This is a genomic window from Xanthomonas sp. DAR 34887, assembly GCF_041245805.1.
In the GTDB taxonomy this organism is placed as follows: Bacteria; Pseudomonadota; Gammaproteobacteria; order Xanthomonadales; family Xanthomonadaceae; genus Xanthomonas_A; species Xanthomonas_A tesorieronis.
Genome location: NZ_CP162490.1, coordinates 1,635,160 through 1,656,257 on the forward strand (window position 1 = coordinate 1,635,160; position 21,098 = coordinate 1,656,257).

Genomic DNA, 21,098 nt, shown 5'->3' on the forward strand with positions numbered 1-21,098 from the left:
GTACGCAGGCCGGTCGTGCCGCTTGCGCTTGGAGGCGTGTACCGTTGCGCTCGCGGGCGCAAGCGCCTCGCTGCCGGCCGGTGCGTCTGCGCCACGCGCGGCGTTGGCGGCCAGTCGGCTGGGTGGGGGCGCGCGTGACGGTCGCGGCGCGTGCCGTGCAGGCTGCCGCACGGGCCGCGCGGTGCCGCCAGCCTCGGAGGGTAGGCGAGCGCATAACCCGATCGCGGTACTCGTGTGGTCCGCAAGGACCGTCGCCCGGCCAACCCCGCGCTGCCGCGTGCGTCGCGCCGTGCATGGCGCGACAATGGGGCATCGTCTGCCGAGTGCCTTGCTGCCATGCCCGATCTCTACGCCGAAGCCCTGTCCACGTTCGCCGACCTGTTCGCGGAGGCGCGGACCAGCGACGAGGCCGAATACAACGCCATGGTCGTGTCCTCGGCCACGCTGGAGGCGCGCCCGTCCTCGCGGGTGGTGCTGCTGAAGTCCTACGACGCGCGCGGCTTCGTGTTCTACACCCACCTGGACAGCCAGAAGGGCCGCGAGCTGCAGGCCAACCCGCAGGCCGCGCTGCTGTTCCTGTGGCGGCGCATGCGCGAGGACGGGGTGCAGGTGCGTATCGACGGCGAGGTGCAACTGGTCGCCGCGGCCGAGGCCGATGCGTATTTCGCCTCGCGCCCGCGCATGAGCCAGATCGGCGCGTGGGCGTCGGCGCAGTCGCGCACCCTGCAGTCGCGCGAGGAGTTCGAGCAGCGCGTGGCCAAGGCCGAGGCCAGCTTCGAAGGCCGCGAGGTGCCGCGCCCGGACGGCTGGAGCGGGTTCCGCGTGGTGCCGCGCAGCTTCGAGTTCTGGTACGGCGGCAAGTACCGCCTGCACGAACGCTGGCGCTACGACGCCGATGCCGCCGGCCACTGGTCCAAGCGGATGCTGTTCCCGTGACCGAACAGTTCTCGATCCGCGCCGCCGCCGCCGCGGACCTGCGCGCCTGGGCGGCACTGCGGATGGCGCTGTGGCCGGACGAGCCCGATGCCTTCGGCGGCGTGGCCGAAGCGCTGCAGCGCGAGGACGCGGCCAATTTCCTGGCCTTCGCCGGCGACGGCCAGGCGATCGGGTTCGCCGACGTCACCCTGCGCCAGGACTACGTCAACGGCACCGATAGTTCGCCGGTCGGGTTTCTGGAAGGCTGGTACGTGGTGCCCGAATGGCGCGGCCGCGGCATCGGCCACGCGCTGTTGCGCGAGGTGCTCGAGTGGACCCGCGCACAGGGCTGCAGCGAGCTGGCGTCCGATGCGCTGCTCGATGATGCTGCCGCACAGGCCGCGCATCGCGCCTGCGGCTTCGAGGAAACCGAGCGCGTGGTGTATTTCCGCATGCCGGTCGAGGACTGACGTGGGTCCGCAGCGCATCGTCTGCCTGACCGAGGAACCCACCGAGACGCTGTACGCGCTCGGCGAGCAGGCACGCATCGTCGGCATCAGCGGCTTCACCGTGCGGCCGCCGCAGGCGCGCCGCGACAAGCCCAAGGTCAGCGCCTTCACCAGCGCTAAGATCGGCGAGATCCTCAAACTGCAGCCGGATCTGGCGATCGGATTTTCCGACATCCAGGCCGACATCGCCGCCGAGCTGGTGCGCAACGGCGTGGAAGTGTGGATCGCCAACCATCGCAGCGTCGACGGCATCCTCGACTACATCCGCCGGCTCGGCGCGCTGGTCGGCGCCGGTGCGCGCGCCGAGGCCTACGCCGACGAGTTGCAACGCGGGCTGGATACGATCGCGGCGCAGGCGGCGGTGCTGCCGCGGCGGCCGAAGGTGTATTTCGAGGAATGGGACGAGCCGATCATCACCGGCATCCGCTGGGTCGCCGAACTGGTGCGCATCGCCGGCGGCGACGACGTGTTCCCGGAATTGTCGGCCGAACCGCTGGCCAAGGCGCGGATCCTGGCCAACGGCGACGAAGTGGTGCGGCGCGCGCCGGACATCATCCTCGGCTCGTGGTGCGGCAAGCGCTTCCGCCCCGAGCGCGTGGCCGCACGGCCGGGTTGGGCGGCGATCCCGGCGGTGCGCGATGGCCAGCTGTTCGAGATCAAGTCGCCGCTGATCCTGCAGCCCGGTCCGGCGGCCCTGACCGACGGCGTGCGTGCGATCGCCGCCATCGTGCAGGCCTGGACGCAGCGCCAGTAGGGCACCTCAAATAACCCCCCCAAAAGCATGTCGATGCACTTGCGAGACGCCGACACGCCCAGCCTGCGGGTTTTGGCATCGATACGTTCGAGATGCGACGGGCAAAGACGCATTGGCGGTAGACTCGGTGGCGTTGCGGCCGCGTTTTTCATGGACGCCTTGGCATCATGGCTACTTCGTCCTCCTGTCGCGGCTGAAGCCGCTCCTACAAGAGCACGGCGCGCATGTGTAGGAGCGGCTTCAGCCGCGACAAAAAAGAACACGCCATCGCCACGCGCCGCGTGCAGCTTCCGGAATGGAGTTATTAGAGGTGCTCAGTAGTCGCGCGGGCTCAGCGCGGCGGCGCCGGCTGGGTGCGGCCGGCGATGCCCAGGCCGAGCAGCGCCAGCAGCGCCGCCACCGCGAAGGTGGACAGGTACGCGGCGGGCACCGAGCGGGTCAGCAAGGCCGCGAACAGCGAGCCGCCCACCGCCAGCGTGGTCGCCACCGCGATCGCCTCGCTCAACTGCAGCGCCGAACTGTTGGCGCCCTGCTGCGCCGGCGGCGACAGGGTCAGGGTCAACACCGACAGGGTCGGATAGATCAGGCCCATGCCCAGGCCGGTGGCGGTCCAGCCGCCGATCGCTACTGCCGCGGGTACCGCAGGCAGCAGCGCCAGGGCGGTGATCGCCAGGCCCAGCGTCATCAGTGCGCCGCCCACGCGCAGCCGACGCAGGCGGGTGCCGTCGCGGCCGTAGTGGCCCTGGTACCAGGAGCCGGCGAACCAACCCAGCGCGCCGACGCTCAATGCCACACCGGCCCAGATCGGCGACAGGCCGCGTTCGCGCGACAGCAGCAGCGGCAGGAACGCCTCGCAGCCGAAGAACGCCGACCCGGCGATGCCGCGCAGTGCGATCACGCTGGGCAGCCCGCGTGCCGCGCGCAGGGTGCCGCGCGGCAGCAGCCGCCAGGCGCAGACCAGCAGCAGCGCCAGCGCCGGCAGTACCATGGCCGCCGCCCAGGCGCCGCGCTGCTGGCCGCCCAGGTACAGCAGGCAGATCCCGGCCGCAGCGCCGATCGACCACAGCAGCGGCGCCGCACTGGAACGCGCCGCGGCCGCCACCGGCGGCAGGCTGCGCAAGGCCGGCTGCAGCAGCGCGGCCGACGGCAGCGCCAGCAGCGGCACCGCCAGGAACACCCAGCGCCAGCCGGCGTGTTCGACGATCAGTCCGCTGATGCTCGGCCCGATCAGCGACGGCACCACCCAGCCGGCGGAGAACGCGGCGAAGATGCGCGGCCGCAGCGCCTGCGGATACAGCCGCGCGACCAGCACATACAGCGCCACCGAGATCGCGCCGGCGCCCAGGCCTTGCACCAGCCGCCCGGCCAGCAGCATCGGCATCGACAGCGCCAGGCCGGCCAGCAGCAGGCCGCACACGAAGCACAGCAACCCGGTCCACAGCGGCGCCGCCGGACCGCGCAGGTCGCTCCAGCGACCGGCCACGGTCATGCCGATCGCACTGGTGGCCAGCGTGCCGCCGAACGCCAGCGCGTACAGCCGCAGGCCGTCCAGCTCGCGCGCCACCGTCGGCATCGCGGTGGCCACCGCCAGCGCCTCGAAGGCGATCAGCGAGACCAGCGCGACCATGCCCAGCGTGGTCGCGCGATAGCGCGGCGCCAGCACCGAGTCGGCGCCAGGCACCGCAGTTGCGGTGGTATCCGCCGGCGCCGGTGCGGTGCCGTGGGGTTCGTTGCTGGATGCTGCGGCGTGATTCATCGAAAAACCTTGTGCGGGGCAAACGGCCGCCAACCCAGGCTTGCGTGGCGGGAAGCGGACGCGCAGCATGCAACCTCAACCGGACTCGAGGTCAAGCGATGCGGCAGGAGCTGAGCGTGGGGCAGGTGGCCGAACGCAGCGGCGTGGCGGTGTCGGCGCTGCATTTCTACGAGAAGAAGGGCCTGATCCACAGCCTGCGCACCGCCGGCAACCAGCGCCGCTATGCGCGCGACGTGTTGCGCCGGCTGGCGGTGATCCGCGTCGCGCAGCGCGTCGGCGTGCCGCTGGACAGCATCAAGGCCGCGTTCGCGCAGCTGCCCGATGCGCGCACGCCCACGCGCGCGGAGTGGGCGCGGATGTCGGCGGCGTGGCGCCAGGAGCTGGACGCACGCATCCTGCAGCTGACCCAGTTGCGCCACCAGCTCACCGATTGCATCGGCTGCGGCTGCCTGTCGCTGCGCCGCTGCCGCCTGAGCAATCCCGCCGATGCGTTGGGCACGCAGGGCGACGGGGCGCAGCGCTGGACATCGCCCTGAGCGGCGCCGATGCTGGGCGCCACGTCACGGCAGGAGCGATGCGATGAAGGTGGCGGTCTACAGCGCGCGGCGTTACGACATGGCGTTGCTGGCGCAGGCCAATGCCGCGCATGGCCATGACCTGGTCTTCGTGCAGGATGCGCTGAGCGCGGCGACGGTGCCGCTGGCCGCCGGCTGCGGCGCGGTCTGCGTGTTCGTCAACGACCGGGTCGACGCCGCCGTGCTCGCGCTGCTGGCCAGGGCTGGCGTGGGCCTGGTCACCACCCGCTCCACCGGCTTCAACCATATCGACGCGCTCGCCGCGCAGCGCCATGGCATCGCCACCGCGCGGGTCGGCGACTACTCGCCGTATTCGGTGGCCGAATTCGCGGTTGGGTTGCTGATCGCGGTCAACCGGCGCATCGCCCGCGCCAGCCAGCGCACCCGCGACGGCAACTTCGAGCTGGACGGATTGATGGGCTTCGACCTGCACGGGCGCACCGTCGGTGTGGTCGGCACCGGCAAGATCGGCCGCATCTTCGCCCGCATCATGGCCGGCTTCGGTTGCCGCATCCTTGGCTTCGATCCGTTTCCGCACCCGGAGTTCCTCGCGCAGGGCGGCAGCTATGCGGACCTGCCGACCCTGCTGGCTCAGAGCGACGTGGTCTCGCTGCACTGCCCGCTGACGCCGCAGACCCAGCACCTGATCGACGCGGCCGCGCTGCAGCACATCAAGCCCGGCGCGCTGCTGGTCAACACCAGCCGCGGCGGCCTGGTCGATACCGAAGCGGCGATCGCCGCGCTGAAGTCGGCGCGGCTGGGCGGCCTGGCGATCGACGTCTACGAGCAGGAGGCGGACCTGTTCTTCCACGACCTGTCGGCCACGGTCATCACCGACGACGTGATCCAGCGCCTGGTGTCGTTTCCGAACGTCATCGTCACCGGCCACCAGGCGTTCTTCACCGAGGAGGCGATCGGCCAGATCATGGCGGCGACGCTGGACAACATCAGCGCCTTCGAACACGGCGCGCCATTGCCGAACCCGATTCCGTTGCCGGCCGGCGCCTTGGACGGCAGCGCCTGACGCGCGAATGCGCTAGAAACTGCGGCTGAAGCGCACTGTGCCGGCACCGTCGGCGCTGCGCACATCCACCACGAAATTCAACTGGTCGTGCTCGCTGGTGCGCACCGTGCCGACGTAATCGGTGTAGGCGTCGGTGACCGCTTCGCGCAAGGCGATGGGTTGCCGGCGGCCGCTCAGGTCGGCGGCCACCGCACGCACCTCGCCGGTGGCCGGCAGCTCTTCGCCGCCCTGCACCCGGCGCAGCGCGATCATCACCAGGGCGGTATCGGCGGCGCGCACGATGCCGTAGCGGCGCGCCACGCTGTCGCTCATCGCCAGCGTCGGCAATGCGTTGTAGTGCACCCGCAGCGCACCCAGCTCGGCCTGTGCGGGTGTGGCCGCGACCAGCGTCGCCGGGCGCGGCGCGTCCTGCGCCGAGCAGGCGGCCAGGGCCAGGCACAACAGCGCGATGGCAGGCAGGCGGCGCATCATCGGCGGCTCCGGATCAGTCGTTGGCGGCGGACAGGGCGCGGCCGCGTGCGGCGGCGGCGGCGATGGCGGTCGCGGTCAGCGCTTCGAAGCCGCCGGCCTGGAAGGTTTCGATCGCGGCCTGGGTGGTGCCGTTGGGCGAGGTCACCCGGCGCCGCAGCTCGCTCGGCGCTTCGCCGGATTCGGTGAGCATGCGCGCCGCACCGAGCACGGTCTGCAGCACCAGCGTGCGCGCCGCCTCCGCCGGCAGGCCTTGCGCGATGCCGGCCGCTTCCATCGCCTCGGCGAGCAGGAACACATAGGCCGGGCCGCTGCCGGAGACCGCGGTGACCGCATCGATCAACGCCTCGTTCTCGACCCAGACGGTGACTCCGGCGGCGGCCAGCAAGCGTTCGGCCTGGCGCTTCTGCTCGGCACTGGTCTGGGCATTGGCGAACAGGCCGGTGACCCCGGCGCCGAGCAGCGCCGGCGTGTTCGGCATCGCCCGCACCACCGCGTGCGCGCCGCCCAGCCAGCGGTCCAGCTGGAGCGCGGTGATGCCGGCGGCGATGGACAACAGCAGCGGCCGCTGCGCCGCGGCCAGCGCGCTCAGCTCGCCGCATACGCTGCGCAGCACCTGCGGCTTGACCGCGAACACCCACAGCGGCGCGCCATCGGCCGCCTCGGCCGCCACGGCCACGGCATGCACGCCATAGTCCGCCGCCAGCGCCTCGCGCAGGGCCGGCACCGGTTCGGCGACGCGGATCGTGTCCGCGGCGATGCCCTGGCGGACCAGCCCGGCGATCAGGCTGCGGGCCATGTTGCCACCACCGATGAAGGCGATGTCGGCGCTGGGGGAGCCGGAGCTGGCAGAGGGCATGGGCGGACACCGAGAACGCGAGGAATCCCTATGGTAGCGGCTGCGTTGCCCGCGGCGGCAGTGCGGCGCCGTCTGCCGGCGGGCGGCCGGGCCTGCCGACAGGTTCGCGCTGGCGCTGGGGCGCATCGCCAGCGCGGGCTGGCTCAGTTGGCTTCGGTGAAGGTGATCGACGGCGTGGAGCCGCCGGCGGCGGAACAGCTGCCCAGGTTCAAGTTGTTGGTTTCGCCGGTGGTGCCGGCGTTGGCGGCGCAGGTCGGCGCGGCGGTGGAGCCGTTGGTGGCGGCCACCTTGACCGTGATCGAGGAGCCGGAGTTGAAATTCGCGCTCGAACCGCCGGCATTGCCGACCACGTTGAACTCGGACATCTTCCACACCGTCGCCAGTTTGACCACGCTGTCCTTGGCGCTGATGCTGTAGGCGGTGTTGCCGTTGGCGAAGGTGATGGTGTCGTTGCCGTTGGCCGTCGCCGAACCGGTCAGCTTCAGGTTGGCCAACTGCGTCGCTGGCACGTCGGGGGCGCTGACCGCATTGCTGTTGCGGTAGCAGTCGGTGCCGCCGTCGCTGAGCCAGCCGCTCGGGCAACTGGAGCCGTAGCCGATCAGCCAGTACTGCATGAACACCGCCGCTTCGCCCTGGGTCTCGTAGTCGGTCGCGTATACGAACTGCTGCCAGACCGTGCAGCCGGAATGCCCGTTGCAGACGCTGGTAGTGCCGTCGTAGTTGGAATTGATCTGCAGGGAATATTCGTTGGGGCCGAGAATGCCGCCGCCGCCGAACGCGGCCACGCCCACGCCCTTTTCGGAGGTGACACCGCTGACCTGGGGGAAACTGCCGACGGTCTTGCTGATCAGGCTGCTGGACTGCAGGGCGTAGTCGTAGCCGTTGCCGGTGGTTTCCGACGCTCCCCAGTGGACACGGTGCGGGATCGGGTGGATATGCCGGGTCAAGGTCTTGCAGGTGTCCGCTTGCCAGTTGGTGTCGGGGTAGGTCGCGTGGAAGCAGCCTTCCGCGGGGGTCGGCAGGTGCGCCATGGTGTCGCGCCATGCATTCCGCGCACTGGCTTCGGCAGGCGTCATCAGCGGATCGTTCGCGCTCCACGCGCTCGTCGCCGACGGCGCCGCCATCGCGGTCGGGACCTGCAGAAAACCGGCTACACAAGACGCAAGCAGCAATCTGGTCGATGCATCCATTTGGTTGACCTCGTACGTGCCGATCGCATTCGGCGATGGGCAGCGGAAAACCCGCTGCCGCCGCCATGGGAGCGGAGTTTTCCGGGTCGGAACCTTGACCGATTTAACGGTTGTGCATGCAGTCTATGCAGCACCTTGACTTCAACTGGAAAAAGTAGTGTTTTCAAATGTTTGAGCTACGACATATTTCCGATGTCGCTTAATCGGGTTTGAATATTTCGTAGACAAGCATCCGGCCGCGCTGGCCGCTGTCACGCCATGCTCGGTTGCGCGGCGACTTCAGGGCGCGACAGGCGCTGCGCGGCTGCCGAACAGCGCGGTGCCGATGCGGACCATGGTCGCGCCATCGGCGATCGCCGCGGCGAAGTCGCCGCTCATGCCCATCGACAGCGTGTCGGCGTCGGGGTGGCGCGCTTGCAGGCCGTCGAGCAGGGCGCGCATGCGTTGGAACGCCGCGCGCCGCCGCGCCTGTTCCGGGAACGGCGCCGGGATCGCCATCAGCCCGCGCAGGCGCAGCGTCGGCTGCGCGGCGATGGCGGCGGCCAGCGCGTCCACCGCGTCGGGGGCGCAGCCGTGCTTGCTGCTCTCGTCGTCGATGTTGACCTGGATCAACACGTTCAGCGGCGGCCGCTGCGGCGGACGGTAGCGGCCCAGGGCGGCGACCAGCTTGAGCCGGTCCACGCTCTGCACCCAGTCGAACAGCGTGGCGGCCTGCTCGGCCTTGTTCGATTGCAGGTGGCCGATCAGGTGCCATTCCAGCGGCAGCGCCGCCAGCTCGGCGATCTTGCCGGCCGCTTCCTGCACGTAGTTTTCGCCGAACGCGCGTTGTCCCTGTGCGGCCAGGGCCGCGATCGCCGCGGCCGGTTGGGTCTTGGACACGGCCAGCAGCTGCGCCGGCGGGCGCTGCGCGTCGGTGGCGGCGCGGCCCATGTCCAGGCGGATCTGCTGCAAGGGGGAGAGGGGCACGGGCGGCGCTTCTGGCAATGGGGAAGGGCGCTATACTGCCGGCCGGGGAATCATCCTTCCAGTCGCAGCCCAAGGGGAAAAGCAGCGTATGGATATCGCTGAACTATTGGCGTTCTCGGTCAAGAACAAAGCATCCGACCTGCACTTGTCCGCCGGCCTGCCGCCGATGATCCGGGTCGATGGCGACGTGCGCCGCATCAACATCCCGGCGCTGGACCACAAACAGGTGCACGCGCTGGTATACGACATCATGTCGGACAAGCAGCGCCGCGACTACGAGGAGTTCCTCGAAGTCGACTTCTCGTTCGAGATTCCCAGCCTGGCGCGCTTCCGCGTCAACGCGTTCAACCAGAACCGTGGCGCCGGCGCGGTGTTCCGCACCATTCCCTCGGAAGTGCTGACCCTGGAAGACCTCGGCTGCCCGCCGATCTTCCGCCAGCTGATCGACCAGCCGCAGGGCCTGATCCTGGTCACCGGCCCGACCGGCTCGGGCAAGTCGACCACGCTCGCCGGCATGATCGACTACATCAACAAGAACGAATACGGCCACATCCTCACCGTCGAGGATCCGATCGAATTCGTGCACACCTCGCAGAAGTGCCTGATCAACCAGCGCGAAGTGCACCGCGACACGCACGGCTTCAACGAGGCGCTGCGTTCGGCGCTGCGCGAAGACCCGGACATCATCCTGGTCGGCGAGTTGCGCGACCTGGAAACCATCCGCCTGGCGCTGACCGCGGCGGAAACCGGCCACCTGGTGTTCGGCACCCTGCACACCAGCTCGGCGGCCAAGACCATCGACCGCATCATCGACGTATTCCCGGCCGGCGAAAAGCCGATGGTGCGCTCGATGCTGTCCGAATCGCTGCGCGCGGTGATCTCGCAGGCGCTGCTGAAGAAGGTCGGCGGCGGCCGCACCGCGGCGTGGGAGATCATGGTCGGCACCCCGGCGATCCGCAACCTGATCCGCGAGGACAAGGTGGCGCAGATGTACTCGGCGATCCAGACCGGCCAGCAGAACGGCATGCAGACCCTGGACCAGCACCTGCAGGACCTGGTCAAGCGCAGCCTGATCACCCGCAACCAGGCGCGCGAGTACGCCAAGGACAAGCGTGTGTTCGAGTAGCCGGGATTGGGGATTCGGGATTGGGGATTGGCAGGGCAACTCGCCAGCCCGGCTCTTGCGAATCCCGAATCCCCAATCCCCAATCCCGGAGTTCAAGCCATGAGCACCATCGACTTCACCTCGTTCCTGAAACTGATGGCGCACCAGAAGGCGTCGGATCTGTTCATCACCTCGGGCATGCCGCCGGCGATCAAGGTGCACGGCAAGATCACCCCGATCACGCAGACGCCGCTGACCTCGCAGCAGAGCCGCGACCTCGTTCTGAACGTGATGACGCCGGCGCAGCGCGAGGAGTTCGAAAAGACCCACGAGTGCAACTTCGCCATCGGCGTGGCCGGAGTGGGGCGCTTCCGCGTCAGCTGCTTCTACCAGCGCAACCAGGTCGGCATGGTGCTGCGCCGGATCGAAACCCGCATCCCCACTGTCGACGAGCTGAACCTGCCGCCGGTGATCAAGACCCTGGCGATGACCAAGCGCGGCATCATCATCTTCGTCGGCGCCACCGGCACCGGCAAGTCGACCTCGCTGGCGGCGATGATCGGCTACCGCAACCAGAACTCCACCGGCCACATCATCACCATCGAGGACCCGATCGAGTTCGTGCACAAGCACGAGGGCTGCATCATCACCCAGCGCGAAGTCGGCATCGACACCGACAGCTGGGAGAACGCGCTGAAGAACACGCTGCGCCAGGCGCCGGACGTGATCATGATCGGCGAGGTGCGCACCCGCGAAGGCATGGACCATGCGATTTCCTTCGCCGAAACCGGCCACCTGGTGCTGTGCACTCTGCATGCCAACAATGCCAACCAGGCGATGGACCGCATCATCAACTTCTTCCCCGAAGACCGCCGCAGCCAGCTGCTGATGGACCTGTCGCTGAACCTGCGCGGCGTGGTCGCCCAGCAACTGATCCCCACGCCCGACGGCAAGGGCCGCCGGGTGGCGATGGAGATCATGCTCGGCACGCCGCTGGTGCAGGACTACATCCGCGAGGGCGAGATCCACAAGCTCAAGGACGTGATGAAGGAATCCACCAACCTGGGCATGAAGACCTTCGACCAGAGCCTGTTCGAGCTGTACCAGGCCGGCGAGATCAGCTACGAGGACGCGCTGCGCCACGCCGACTCGCAGAACGAAGTGCGCCTGCGCATCAAGCTGGCCCAGGGCGGCGACGCCAAGACCCTGGCGCAGGGGCTGGACGGGGTGGAGATCGCCGAGGTGCGCTGAGCCGGTCCGTCCGTCCGGCGGTCGGGGGAGGGCAGGCGCAGGCAAGATGACAGGGAATCGACACGACACCGGTTATATGCAGGTCGTCCGCTGGTGTCGTGTTTTCAGCCAAATGCTCGCAGGAGTCCGTTGAGGACTCTTCAACCCAAGGGAGGGGATCCGCTTGAACGACGTGCCTGAAGTGCTCTGGTCGACGCAGCCGCATGCCGGCTACTACATCAATTCGGTGGCGGTGTCCGGCGATGGCAATGTCATCGCCGCCGGCACCTTCTTCCACGAGTACGGCGGCTCGTCGCAGAGTGCCGGGCTGGACGCGGTGCCCGTCGCCCAGCGCAAGATCTTCGAACGCATCGACCCTGCCACCGCGCGCAGCGATGTGCGCGGCAACCAGGACGGGACCTTCGGCACCTACGTCTGGGATCGTACCGGCCAGCCGCTGCTGGCGAAGGAATTCGACGGCTGGCAGGGCGTGTACTGGGTCGATGTCGCGGCGAACGGGAGCACCGTCGCCAGTTGCGGCTGGAGAAGCCAGAATCCGTACGCGGGTTTCATCGGGGCCTGGTCGGTACCAGGCGGCGAGGAACTGCTGTCGTATCCGCTGACGGGGGGCCGCGGCAACATGGTGTCGCTGGATGGGCGCGGGCTGACCCTGCTGGCCGGCGCCGATCAGGGCTATCTGTTCTTCCGCAGCGCCGCTGCGGCCTTCCCCGCGCCTGTGTACATCGCGCTGAGCGCTGCCGGCGACACCGTCGTCGCCACGGGCCTCTCCATCGACGGCGGCACCGGGCTGGTGGCCAGCTATCACGGCGAGATCATCCTGTTCTCGATCGCCTCCGGACAACCGGCGGCGCTGGCGCGCTGGCAGTTGCCCAATGGCGCCTACACCCATGCCGCGGCGCTGTCCGGCGACGGGCGCAGGGCCTATGCCGGCGCCAGCGACGGCACGCTGTACGCGTTCGACGTGGCCGCCTTCCAGGGGATGCCCGCGCCGGCCTGGAGCGAGGAGGTCCCCGGTGGTGCGAAGACCATCTATGGACTGGCCTGCGATGGCGCCGGCGACAAGGTCGCGATCGCCGGCAACCTCACCCAGGGCGGCATCGTTGCGGTGTTCGCCGATACCGGCAGCGCGGCCCAGCCGCAGTGGACGGCATCCAGCGAGTACTCGCCCAACTGTCTGGCGTTCGACCCTGGCGGGCGCTGGTTGGGGCTGGCCGATGGCCACCCCGACGGTACGCCTGGCGGGTTCACGCTGTGGGATGCGAGCGACGGCGCGCTGCAATGGAACCGGGCCGCGGGCAACATGAGCTGGCCGATCCGCCTGAGCGGCGATGCGTCGGTGGTGGTGGGCGGCAGCGACGACAGTTCGGTCACCGCGTTCGTCGGCCCCGGTTCGGCCACCGCCCGGAGCCGGCCGGAGGCGGATGGATGACAGGCTGGGACGCCGAGGCGCCGTTCCGCACGCGCGCCACGGCGCCGCGCCGTCCCGGCGCGCTGCTGATACTGTCGGCGGTGCTGGTGGCGGCGTGGCTGGCGGGCTTCGAGTTGGCGCGAGTGCTGGGCTATCAGACGCATGCGAGCCTGTGGTTCCCGCCGGTGGCGGTGACGCTGGCCGCCTTCATGGTGCTGGGTTGGCGCGCCGCGCCGGCGATCGCCATCGCCTGCGTGCTGGCCACGCTGCTCAGCTTCTACCGCACGACCGAACACACGGCCGTTCCGGGCCGGGCGGTCCTGGGCTACGCACTGCTGTTCACCGCGCAGCAGTTCTTCATCTGGGGCGGACTGGCCTGGCTGCTGCGCCGGGTCGGGCAGGGGATGTCCTCGACCAGCCTGCCGCGCGCGGTCACCTACTTCATCCTGGGCGGCGGGGTGGCCTCGCTGCTGTCCGCCTGCCTGGGCGGCGCGGGGCTGGTGGTCACCGGTGCCATCGACCTGCCGGCCATGTTCGCCCAGTCGATCCCGTGGGCGATCGGCGACTACGCCGGGCTGCTGGCGCTCGGTCCGCTGGCGATCCTCGCGGTGCTGCGCCTGGCCGAGTTCCTGCAGATCGCGCCGCGGCCCGGCATCCCGCGCCTGTCGGGGATGATCGCGCCCAGCGGAAGCGCCACCGGCTATCTGGTCAAGCTCGCGCTGCTGCTCGGCGTCACCCTGGTGGTGATGTGGCTGGCGGCCGCGTTGCCGCGGCAGCCGGCGGTGGTCTTCGCGTTGTTCGTGGTGGTGGTGATCCAGTTGTGGATCGTGCATACCCACGGGATGCTGCAGGCGCTGGCGGCGATCGCCGCCTTCAGCCTGCTGATCGCCCTGGCCACGCCGCTGCTGCGGCTCGAGGCGCAGGCGCTCGCGCTGCAGTTCGCCATGATCAGCCTGGCGGCGAACAGCTATTTCGGTCTGGCCGTCCCCGGGCTCTACGCCGACAACACGCGGCTGCGCCATGCGCTGGTGCGCGATCCGGTGACCGGGGCGCTGTCGCGGACCGGATTCCTGGAACAGGTGCTCAACGATCTGCAACTGGCCGCGCAGGAGCCGCGTCCGTTGGCGGTGATCGTCGCCGACATGGACAACCTCAAGGCGATCAACGACCAGTTCGGACACGCCGCCGGCGATGCGGCCTTGCGCGCCTTCGTCAAGCGCTGCCGCAGCTGCCTGCGGCCGGGTCAGTTGCTTGGCCGCCGGGGGGGCGACGAGTTCGCGCTGTATCTGCCGCTGATCACGGCGGAGAAGGCGCGCGGACTGATCGACGCGCTGCGCGCGGCGCTTGCCAAGCCCGGCGAGGACGACGGGTTCGCGACCGGGCTGTCGGCCAGCTTCGGCCTGGCCCTGTGCAACCACCGGGACCTCGATGCGGAAGCGCTGGAGGAACTGCTCGAACGCGCCGATGCGGAAATGTACGCGGACAAGCGGCAGCGCCGCGCCTTCGCGCGCTGATGGCGCTCGCCGCGGCGCGATTCTGGAAACGCACCGGCCTAAAATGCCACGCATGCAATCAGACAATCCTTACGCCGTCCCCGCCGCCGCGCTACCCGATGATGCATCCGCTCTGGCCTCCGGCGATCCCCTGTCCGCGCTGTTCGCGCCGTCCGCAACAAAAGTGGCATTGCTCTGCGCGACGAGCTTCGGCTGGTATGCGCTCTACTGGTTCTACCGCAACTGGCACGCGTTGCGCCTGCTGTCCGGACATCGACGCATTTCGCCAGTGTGGCGCTCGGTGTTCTCACTGATCTGGGTGTTTGCCTGCTTCCGCGGGCTGGAACGCACCATCGGCGCAAAGCGCGGCGCATGGATCGGCTGGCTGGCGCCTGCGCTGGCGTATGTCTGCCTGAGCTTGATCTTCGCATGGCCCTCGGCATTGTCGCTGCTGACCCTGTTGGCCTGGACGCCGGTACTGCTGGTCAACCAGCGTCTAGCCCGCTTCAAGCAGACGCATGGCCTGCCGCGCAGTGCCGCGGAGCGCTTCACTGCGTGGACCTGGACCTGGACGTGGCTGGCGATCGCGGGGCCGGTGACCCTGCTGGTGGTGATCGCCATGGTAAGGGCGGTGACCGTCGGCCTCAGCATCGACGTCGACTTGCCGAAACACTAGGTCAGCGAAGCGGATCCCGCGCGACAAGCTGGAGCGTCCTGCAGCCGGTGGCCGGCATGCTGCAGGGACAGTCCGTTGCGAGACTTCAAAGTTTCATGTGCAACCACCTCGCGGCTGGTGTCTAATACCGCGCCCCGCGTCGCCTTCCCTCCCGTGAGCCTCCCCGATTCCGATCTGCGTCCGGACCTGGACCCTTTGCCCGACGACGGCACCGTCGTCACCGCCGGGCCGTTGACGCCGCCGGCGGATTCGGCCGGCACCGCACAGGATGCGCAGGCGCTGCGGCACAGCGTGGCCGAAGACATCCAGGGCATGCTGCTGGCGACGCTGGTGGCCTCGCTGGGCCTGGCAGTGTTCGCCAAGGGCGGACTGATGATCGGCGGCATGGCCGGCGTCGCGTTCCTGCTGCACTACGCGCTGGGCTGGAACTTCGGCCTGATGTTCGTGCTGGTGAACCTGCCGTTCTACTGGCTGTCGGTGCGGCGCATGGGCTGGGAGTTCACCCTGAAGACCTTCGTCGCGGTCGCCGCGTGCGGGGTGCTGACCGATCTGCTGCCGCGCTGGGCGCAGTATTCGACGATGACGCCGCTGTATTCGGCGCTGGTCGGCGGCGCGCTGGTCGGGCTGGCGATCCTGTTCTTCATCCGCCATCGCGCCAGCCTCGGCGGCGTCGGCATCCTGGCGGTCTACCTGCAGCGCAGCCGCGGCTGGAGCGCGGGCAAGGTGCAGATGAGCTTCGACGGGGCGCTGATGTTGATCGCATTCTTCGTGCTGGCACCGCAGCAGGTGCTGTATTCGGCGATCGGCGCGGTGGTGCTGAGCCTGGTGCTGATGTTCAACCACCGCTCCGGGCGCTACATGGGCGTGTGAGCGGCAGGCCGCGGCGCCCGCTGCGCGGGGTGCCCGCTCGGTGCGATGCGTCGAACGGCGCAATGGATGCCTATGCCACGGTGCGCCGAAGCAGTCGCGCCGTTTACCGCATGCCGCAACCGATTTTGCGTATGCCGATGTAGGACGTCGACGCGCATGCATGCCGCGCGGCCACGCATCGCTCCAGCGATCGCCACCATGCGGACATGGCCCGCATGCAGCGATCGGCCGCGGCTGCAACTGTCTACGGGATATCCCGCGTGTCTACGAAATGGCCTTGTGGACGCGTTTGTCGTCGGCGCATGCTGGCTGCGCAGGCGAGCGGCAGTACGCGCGAATGACATGACGCGATTCACGGGAGTCATCGTGCCTGCGATGGGGGAACCGATCTGGATTTTTTCAGCGCTTGCCGGTCCGGCATCGTGAGCTGCCGCATGGCCGCGCGCCGTCATGGGAAGGGGCGTTTTCAGCTGTCTTTCGAGTGCCGAAGGAGAATGCGATGAAGCGTGCGATAGGGTTCGCGGCGTTTGTCTGTGTCTTGGTCGCGGCGTGTTCGGCCGTGAATCCCGGTCCCGGTCCGGGTCCGCTTGCGCAACAGGGCAGTGGTGGCGTGGTGCCGCCAAAGCCGGGACCTGCCGCCGGCACCTGCGTGCCGCCCGGATCGCCGAATTCGAACTGGTTTCCGCACGCGAACACGCCGGCGCCGGATTCGACCGATTTCGGCACCGACAGTACCAATTGCGACTTCCACATCTGGTCGTGGAACGCGTTCCTGTGGTTGACCCAGGACGTGGGCGGGCAGCCGCGTTTCCTGAGCATGAGCACCGATGGCATCGGCGGTGTCGCCGACGGTGTGCTCGATCCGTTGATCGGCCGCTCGCAGCAGGCGCGCACCGTGGAACTGATCGATCAGGCGGGGCCAGACGGCGTGCTGGTGGACCGCAACGGACGCGCGGTCTATTACTCGATCCACTCCAACGACGTGTTCGGCCAGTTCATCGCCAGCAATGGCCTGCAGGATCCGAAGAAGCTGCGTGCCTTCAATCCCGACGCGGCCTTTCCGGTGGGCAGCATGACCCTGAAGGCGGCGTGGAAGGTGGTGCAGCCGGGCGAGGATGTCTCGACGTTCTATACGCGCCAGGCGCAGATCGCCAAGCTGGGCACGCGCAAGGGCAAGATCGTGGCCACTGCCGATACCGAGACCGTGACCGTGGCGTTGGTCGGTTTCCACATTGGCGGCACGGTCCAGGGGCATCCGGAAATGATCTGGGCCACCTTCGAGCACCAGGACAACGCGCCGGACCTGCCGCAACCGATGGAGAAGATGCAGCCGAACGACATCGTCTCCGCCAAGGACTGGACGTTCTACCAGGCCGATACCCCGATGAAGCAATGCAATCTCAACGCGGCCGGCTCCGGTGCGCTGAGCTTGAACGCGCAGACGCAAACGCTGAGCCCGGTCACCCAGGTGTGCCGCATGGTGCCCTTCGGCGGACAGAAGCCGTGCCCCACCGGACAGGACTGCAACATCGACAACATCAAGTCGATGAACGCCTCGGTCGATGGCCAGTTGAACGATGTGTGGAAGAACTACTTCGAGGTCGGCGCGATCTGGTTCAACCAGCTGGACGCGCTGCAGCCCAATTGCACCTTCCAGCCCGGCTCGGCGCTGGAGTGCGTGCCGACGGGAAAAACCTCGCCGCTGCTCACCGGTTCGGTGCGCCTGTCCAATTCCACCATCGAGACCTTCACCCAGGTGCAGAGCACGCAGGACAACTGCTTCGCCTGCCACAACACCACCCAGGTGATTTCGCCCGATCCGCGCGCGCAGTCGTTGCCAGGGCTGAACGTCAATCTCAGCCACGTGGTGATCAACGACTACTTCCAGGCGCAGCTGCCGCAGAAGGCGCCGCCGGCGCCACGGCCGGCCTCGCCGCGCTGACGCGCGCCCTCTCTTCCGGATCAGGAGCAAATCATCATGTCCAGCAACGTGTTTCGCGTGCATCCGGCGATCGGCATCGGCCGCGTCGGCGATAGCCAGGACTTCTATCTGGCGCCGGTGACCGCGGCCGGCGCGCGCGGCGCCGACGGCCTGATGGGCGGGTTGCCGGTGCAGCCGGGTACCGAGTCCACGCCGATCACCGCCGAGCAGTTCCGCGACGCCGACGGCAACGTCAAGCGCCAGGCCGCGCGTTTCCACATCTACGCCTATCCCAGCGGCAGCTCCGGCACCTATCCCAATGGCGGCGGTACGCGCGTGGACGTGGGCAGCACGATCGACGGCAAGACGGTGAAGGACATCGTCTGGACCGTGCATGTGGCCAACAAGAAACTCAACAACTATTCGACGGTGAGCGAGGGCGGCCAGTTCCGCGGCATCGGCGCGTACGAGGCGCCGGGCCTGCTGGAACTGCGCAATCCCAGCTACACCAGTTCGGGCGACCCGAACGACCCCGTCCGCCTGCAGCAGCTGGTCATCGATCCCGGTCCGCGCGCGCTCAGCGTCGCGGCCGGCAGCGCGGCGCCGGTCGGTTTCGATGCGGTGACCACCGCCAGCTACGCCGATGCCGCCGGCGCGATCCAGCAGGTGCCGGACTATCCGGTCAGCTTTCCGTCCATGTTCCATTTGCTGCACGAACCGCTGGGCGCGCTCGATTCGCTGGGCGACATGCGCGTGGAAGCCAATGGCGCGCTGATCGTGGCCGGCGGCTTCGCGCGGACTTCGGCGGTCAAACAGGCCGACGGCAGCTATCCGCCGTTGACGGACCCGACCGAGAACGGCCTGTGGTACGACGATGCCGCCGACGGCCCGGTCAATGCGGTGCTGCTCTTCAGCGACGGCAGCAGCGCCAGCGTGCAGGGTGCGTGGTACGTCACCGGCGATCCGGGCTACGCGCCGCAAACGCGCAATGTGGTCTCCACCTGGGACGACGTCTACGACGTGTGGGTGCGCGAACTGGGGCTGGTGCCGTCGCTGTACGCCAACAATGCCTTCGTTGGCACCTACCAGCCGTCCTTCAGCGACGACATCCAGCCGATCTTCCACGCGGCCATGCTGCAACGCTGGAACACCAATCTGCCGTCGGGCGCGATCAGGGGCCACGACATGATCGGGCAGATCCAGCCGACCGACGATCCGACCGCGAAGATTCCCAATCTGAAGACCCTGATCCGCGATCCGGCGTCCGCCGCCGACACCCAGACCGGCTCGCCGATGATGCCGCTCTCGCTCGGCGATGCGCAGAAGAGCTTCCTCAGCGTCAGTGCGACCCAGTACTTCCTGCTCAACCAGTGGCATGGCAACAACTACGTGCAAGGTGGTGCCACCGCGCTGGGACCAGGCGAACTGCTGGACAAGGTCACGCTGCAGAACTGCCTGGGCGGCCGTTACAGCCCGGGCATCGAGGTGTCGTTCCCGATCCGAGACACCAACCTCTATGTGACGCAATGGCAGCAGCAGGATTGCGGCCCGTTCCGCATCAACCAGGCGCCGCTGGATTACGGCACCGCGCAGAAGGGCAAGGCGTTCCTGAGTTTCGGCTACGTGCCGCTGCAGCCGCATCCGGTGGAGCCGGGCGATCTGTCCAAGTTCATGTCGGTGCCCTGGCATACCGACTACAACTCCTGCGCCACGCATCTGCCCGATCCCAACCCGGGGGCGGCCAGCACCAATCCGAACATCACCGCGAACAACACCCTGTTCTGGTCGTGGCCGGCCGAGCGGCCGTTCGCGGTCTATCCGGTGGCGTTGTGCCAGGTCGATCCGGACGACGACACGTGGTATCCCGGCCCGCAGGTGTACTCGGTGCGCGGCACCGGCACCGACACCGACTATCCGGCGCAGGTCGGACGCTTCCAGAAGTACGAGGATTTCGTCGCCAACTGGGCCAAGGTGGGCTTCGTCGTCAGCGGGTCGCAGATCGCGCAGGCGGCGGGACAGCCGCCGTATCCGGGGGACATGTTCCTGGAAGTCGCCAGCCGGTTCGATGTCGGCCAGGAGTTCGTCGCGCCCTGGCCGATGGCCAACATTCCGGTCTATCCGCCGCCGTCGGCAACGTCGCGCGACGCTGCCGATGGCCTCGGCTGAGCCGATCGGCGCGATGGCCGCGAACGCGCGCCATGCCGTGGCGATCGTCGGCGGCGGCGCGGCCGGATGCGCGACGGCGCTGGCGCTGGCCGCGCGCGGCATCGAGGATGTCGTCGTGGTCGACATGGGCCGCGCCGCGGGCTGGCGGCTGGGTGAGGCGCTGGCACCCACCGCCAGCGCGGCGCTGCAGCGGCTGGGCGTGTGGGACGCGTTCCTGGCGCAGCGGCCGCTGGCCTCGGCCGGCAGTTGCGCCAGCTGGGGCACGCCGGAGCTGGGCTACAACGACTTCATCGTCGCCGGCCAGGGCAAGGGCTGGCACGTGGATCGTGCCGCCTTCGACGCGATGCTGGCGGCGGCGGTGCCGGCGCAGGGCGGCACGCTGTTGCGCGGACTGCGCCTGGGTGCGGTCGGCCGCGACGCGGACGGCAGCCATGTGCTGGAACTGCATGGCGAGCAAGGTACGGCGCGGCGCTTGCGCGCCGGCTTTCTGGTGGATGCCAGCGGCATCGCCGCCGCCGCGGTGCGGCGGCTCGGCGTGGCGCGCAACGAAGTGGATTGCCTGGCCTTCGTCGCCGGCGTGTTCGCGCTGGAGCACGCGCAGGCGATCCCGTCGCAGGCCTTGCTGGAGGCCTGCCGCGATGGCTGGTGGTACGCGGCCAAATTGCCGGGCGCGCGCATGATGCTGGCCCTTGCGCTGGAGCCGCGGCGGCAGCGGCATTTTCTGGACACGGCGACGTGGCTGGCGGCGGCGCAGCAGACGCGGCACGTCGCGCACTGGCTGGCGCGCAGCGGTGCGACCCTGCCCGCGGGCGGCGGCCTGCTCGCCGCGCTGGGCCCGTCGGCGATCCTCAGCCGCGTGGTCGGGGAGGATTGGCTGGCGGTAGGCGACGCGGCCAGCGCTTACGATCCGTTGACCGCGCACGGCATCGTCAAGGCGTTGCAGGATGGCGAAGCGGCGGCGCATGCCCTGGCGGTGCAGCTGCAGGGTGCCGGTCCGGCGCCGCTGGCGGCCTATCAGGACGGGGTGTTCGCGCGTTTTCGCGCCTATCTGGGCGAGCGCGGGGCCTTGTACGCGCGCGAGCGGCGCTGGGCGCAAGCGCCGTTCTGGCAGGCGCGGCTGGCGGCGTGATCCGTCTGCAGCGCGGCGCCGGATTCGCGCCGCGGCGCAACGGATGCGTAGCGCGTGCCGCTG

The 21,098-nt window shown here is 69.0% G+C and carries 19 protein-coding genes; 14 read left to right on the top strand and 5 right to left on the bottom strand.

Features of this window, described 5'->3' with window-relative positions:
- Positions 1-336: 336 nt before the first annotated feature.
- From pdxH to AB3X08_RS06895, 3 genes are read left to right on the top strand one after another with little or no spacing between them, the layout of a single operon-like run.
- Positions 337-936, top strand: coding sequence for a pyridoxamine 5'-phosphate oxidase (gene pdxH, locus AB3X08_RS06885; RefSeq protein WP_369937147.1), 600 nt, complete (start codon positions 337-339; stop codon positions 934-936).
- The gene (gene aac(6'), locus AB3X08_RS06890) at positions 933-1,385 is read left to right on the top strand and encodes an aminoglycoside 6'-N-acetyltransferase (protein WP_369937148.1); all 453 of its coding nucleotides are present in this window, start codon (positions 933-935) and stop codon (positions 1,383-1,385) included. Before pdxH ends, aac(6') begins: the two co-directional genes overlap by 4 nt.
- A 1-nt stretch (position 1,386) precedes the next feature.
- The gene (locus tag AB3X08_RS06895; RefSeq protein WP_369937149.1) at positions 1,387-2,178 is read left to right on the top strand and encodes a cobalamin-binding protein; all 792 of its coding nucleotides are present in this window, start codon (positions 1,387-1,389) and stop codon (positions 2,176-2,178) included.
- A 331-nt stretch (positions 2,179-2,509) separates the two neighbouring features.
- Here AB3X08_RS06895 and AB3X08_RS06900 read toward each other — a convergent pair whose 3' ends face one another.
- Positions 2,510-3,934, bottom strand: a complete 1,425-nt coding sequence (locus AB3X08_RS06900; RefSeq protein ID WP_369937150.1) for an MFS transporter — start codon at positions 3,932-3,934, stop codon at positions 2,510-2,512.
- Positions 3,935-4,032: 98 nt separating this feature from the next.
- Here AB3X08_RS06900 and soxR point away from each other — a divergent pair, with 98 nt between their 5' ends.
- Entirely contained in the window at positions 4,033-4,470 is a 438-nt protein-coding gene (soxR, locus tag AB3X08_RS06905; RefSeq protein ID WP_184410699.1) for a redox-sensitive transcriptional activator SoxR, read from the top strand.
- 43 nt (positions 4,471-4,513) lie between these two features.
- A complete protein-coding gene (locus AB3X08_RS06910; protein ID WP_369937152.1) occupies positions 4,514-5,533 on the top strand; it encodes a 2-hydroxyacid dehydrogenase in 1,020 nt (339 codons plus the stop codon).
- Positions 5,534-5,545: 12 nt separating this feature from the next.
- On the opposite strand, the gene AB3X08_RS06915 is transcribed toward AB3X08_RS06910, so the two are convergent.
- The 4 genes from AB3X08_RS06915 to AB3X08_RS06930 all read right to left on the bottom strand — a co-directional run bounded on the left by AB3X08_RS06915 (position 5,546) and on the right by AB3X08_RS06930 (position 8,980).
- Entirely contained in the window at positions 5,546-6,001 is a 456-nt protein-coding gene (locus tag AB3X08_RS06915; RefSeq protein ID WP_369937154.1) for a DUF4426 domain-containing protein, read from the bottom strand.
- Positions 6,002-6,017: 16 nt separating this feature from the next.
- On the bottom strand, positions 6,018-6,860 hold the full coding sequence (proC, locus tag AB3X08_RS06920) for a pyrroline-5-carboxylate reductase (protein ID WP_369937156.1): 843 nt from the start codon (positions 6,858-6,860) through the stop codon (positions 6,018-6,020).
- 143 nt (positions 6,861-7,003) lie between these two features.
- Positions 7,004-8,032 (bottom strand): hypothetical protein, encoded by a 1,029-nt coding sequence (locus tag AB3X08_RS06925; protein WP_369938463.1) that lies wholly within the window; start codon positions 8,030-8,032, stop codon positions 7,004-7,006.
- A gap of 297 nt (positions 8,033-8,329) precedes the next feature.
- Positions 8,330-8,980 (bottom strand): YggS family pyridoxal phosphate-dependent enzyme, encoded by a 651-nt coding sequence (locus AB3X08_RS06930; protein ID WP_369938465.1) that lies wholly within the window; start codon positions 8,978-8,980, stop codon positions 8,330-8,332.
- Positions 8,981-9,104: 124 nt separating this feature from the next.
- Between AB3X08_RS06930 and AB3X08_RS06935 the strand changes: the two genes are divergently transcribed.
- The 9 genes from AB3X08_RS06935 to AB3X08_RS06975 all read left to right on the top strand — a co-directional run bounded on the left by AB3X08_RS06935 (position 9,105) and on the right by AB3X08_RS06975 (position 21,035).
- Positions 9,105-10,142: a type IV pilus twitching motility protein PilT gene (locus AB3X08_RS06935; RefSeq protein ID WP_104557606.1), complete on the top strand. Its 1,038-nt coding sequence runs from the start codon at positions 9,105-9,107 to the stop codon at positions 10,140-10,142.
- Positions 10,143-10,241: 99 nt separating this feature from the next.
- A complete protein-coding gene (locus AB3X08_RS06940) occupies positions 10,242-11,372 on the top strand; it encodes a PilT/PilU family type 4a pilus ATPase (RefSeq protein WP_184410693.1) in 1,131 nt (376 codons plus the stop codon).
- A gap of 172 nt (positions 11,373-11,544) precedes the next feature.
- The gene (locus tag AB3X08_RS06945; protein WP_369938467.1) at positions 11,545-12,801 is read left to right on the top strand and encodes a WD40 repeat domain-containing protein; all 1,257 of its coding nucleotides are present in this window, start codon (positions 11,545-11,547) and stop codon (positions 12,799-12,801) included.
- A complete protein-coding gene (locus AB3X08_RS06950; RefSeq protein WP_369937160.1) occupies positions 12,798-14,294 on the top strand; it encodes a sensor domain-containing diguanylate cyclase in 1,497 nt (498 codons plus the stop codon). Before AB3X08_RS06945 ends, AB3X08_RS06950 begins: the two co-directional genes overlap by 4 nt.
- A 52-nt stretch (positions 14,295-14,346) precedes the next feature.
- Entirely contained in the window at positions 14,347-14,949 is a 603-nt protein-coding gene (locus tag AB3X08_RS06955) for an MFS transporter permease (RefSeq protein WP_369937162.1), read from the top strand.
- Between the two features lie 195 nt (positions 14,950-15,144).
- Positions 15,145-15,819, top strand: a complete 675-nt coding sequence (locus AB3X08_RS06960) for a YitT family protein (protein WP_369938469.1) — start codon at positions 15,145-15,147, stop codon at positions 15,817-15,819.
- Positions 15,820-16,378: 559 nt separating this feature from the next.
- Positions 16,379-17,761: a hypothetical protein gene (locus AB3X08_RS06965; protein ID WP_369937163.1), complete on the top strand. Its 1,383-nt coding sequence runs from the start codon at positions 16,379-16,381 to the stop codon at positions 17,759-17,761.
- A 36-nt stretch (positions 17,762-17,797) separates the two neighbouring features.
- Positions 17,798-19,906: a LodA/GoxA family CTQ-dependent oxidase gene (locus AB3X08_RS06970; RefSeq protein WP_369937164.1), complete on the top strand. Its 2,109-nt coding sequence runs from the start codon at positions 17,798-17,800 to the stop codon at positions 19,904-19,906.
- Entirely contained in the window at positions 19,893-21,035 is a 1,143-nt protein-coding gene (locus AB3X08_RS06975) for an FAD-dependent oxidoreductase (protein ID WP_369937165.1), read from the top strand. Before AB3X08_RS06970 ends, AB3X08_RS06975 begins: the two co-directional genes overlap by 14 nt.
- The last annotated feature ends 63 nt before the right edge of the window (positions 21,036-21,098 follow it).

Excerpts from the sequence above, each read along its gene's own strand:
- AB3X08_RS06935 (WP_104557606.1), top strand. The coding sequence starts at position 9,105 with ATGGATATCGCTGAACTATTGGCGTTCTCGGTCAAGAACAAAGCATCC.
- AB3X08_RS06970 (WP_369937164.1), top strand. The coding sequence starts at position 17,798 with ATGTCCAGCAACGTGTTTCGCGTGCATCCGGCGATCGGCATCGGCCGC.
- AB3X08_RS06955 (WP_369937162.1), top strand. The coding sequence starts at position 14,347 with ATGCAATCAGACAATCCTTACGCCGTCCCCGCCGCCGCGCTACCCGAT.
- AB3X08_RS06915 (WP_369937154.1), bottom strand. The coding sequence starts at position 6,001 with ATGCGCCGCCTGCCTGCCATCGCGCTGTTGTGCCTGGCCCTGGCCGCC.
- pdxH (WP_369937147.1), top strand. The coding sequence starts at position 337 with ATGCCCGATCTCTACGCCGAAGCCCTGTCCACGTTCGCCGACCTGTTC.
- AB3X08_RS06950 (WP_369937160.1), top strand. The coding sequence starts at position 12,798 with ATGACAGGCTGGGACGCCGAGGCGCCGTTCCGCACGCGCGCCACGGCG.
- AB3X08_RS06900 (WP_369937150.1), bottom strand. The coding sequence starts at position 3,934 with ATGAATCACGCCGCAGCATCCAGCAACGAACCCCACGGCACCGCACCG.
- proC (WP_369937156.1), bottom strand. The coding sequence starts at position 6,860 with ATGCCCTCTGCCAGCTCCGGCTCCCCCAGCGCCGACATCGCCTTCATC.
- AB3X08_RS06975 (WP_369937165.1), top strand. The coding sequence starts at position 19,893 with ATGGCCTCGGCTGAGCCGATCGGCGCGATGGCCGCGAACGCGCGCCAT.
- soxR (WP_184410699.1), top strand. The coding sequence starts at position 4,033 with ATGCGGCAGGAGCTGAGCGTGGGGCAGGTGGCCGAACGCAGCGGCGTG.
- AB3X08_RS06910 (WP_369937152.1), top strand. The coding sequence starts at position 4,514 with ATGAAGGTGGCGGTCTACAGCGCGCGGCGTTACGACATGGCGTTGCTG.
- AB3X08_RS06930 (WP_369938465.1), bottom strand. The coding sequence starts at position 8,980 with ATGGGCCGCGCCGCCACCGACGCGCAGCGCCCGCCGGCGCAGCTGCTG.
- AB3X08_RS06940 (WP_184410693.1), top strand. The coding sequence starts at position 10,242 with ATGAGCACCATCGACTTCACCTCGTTCCTGAAACTGATGGCGCACCAG.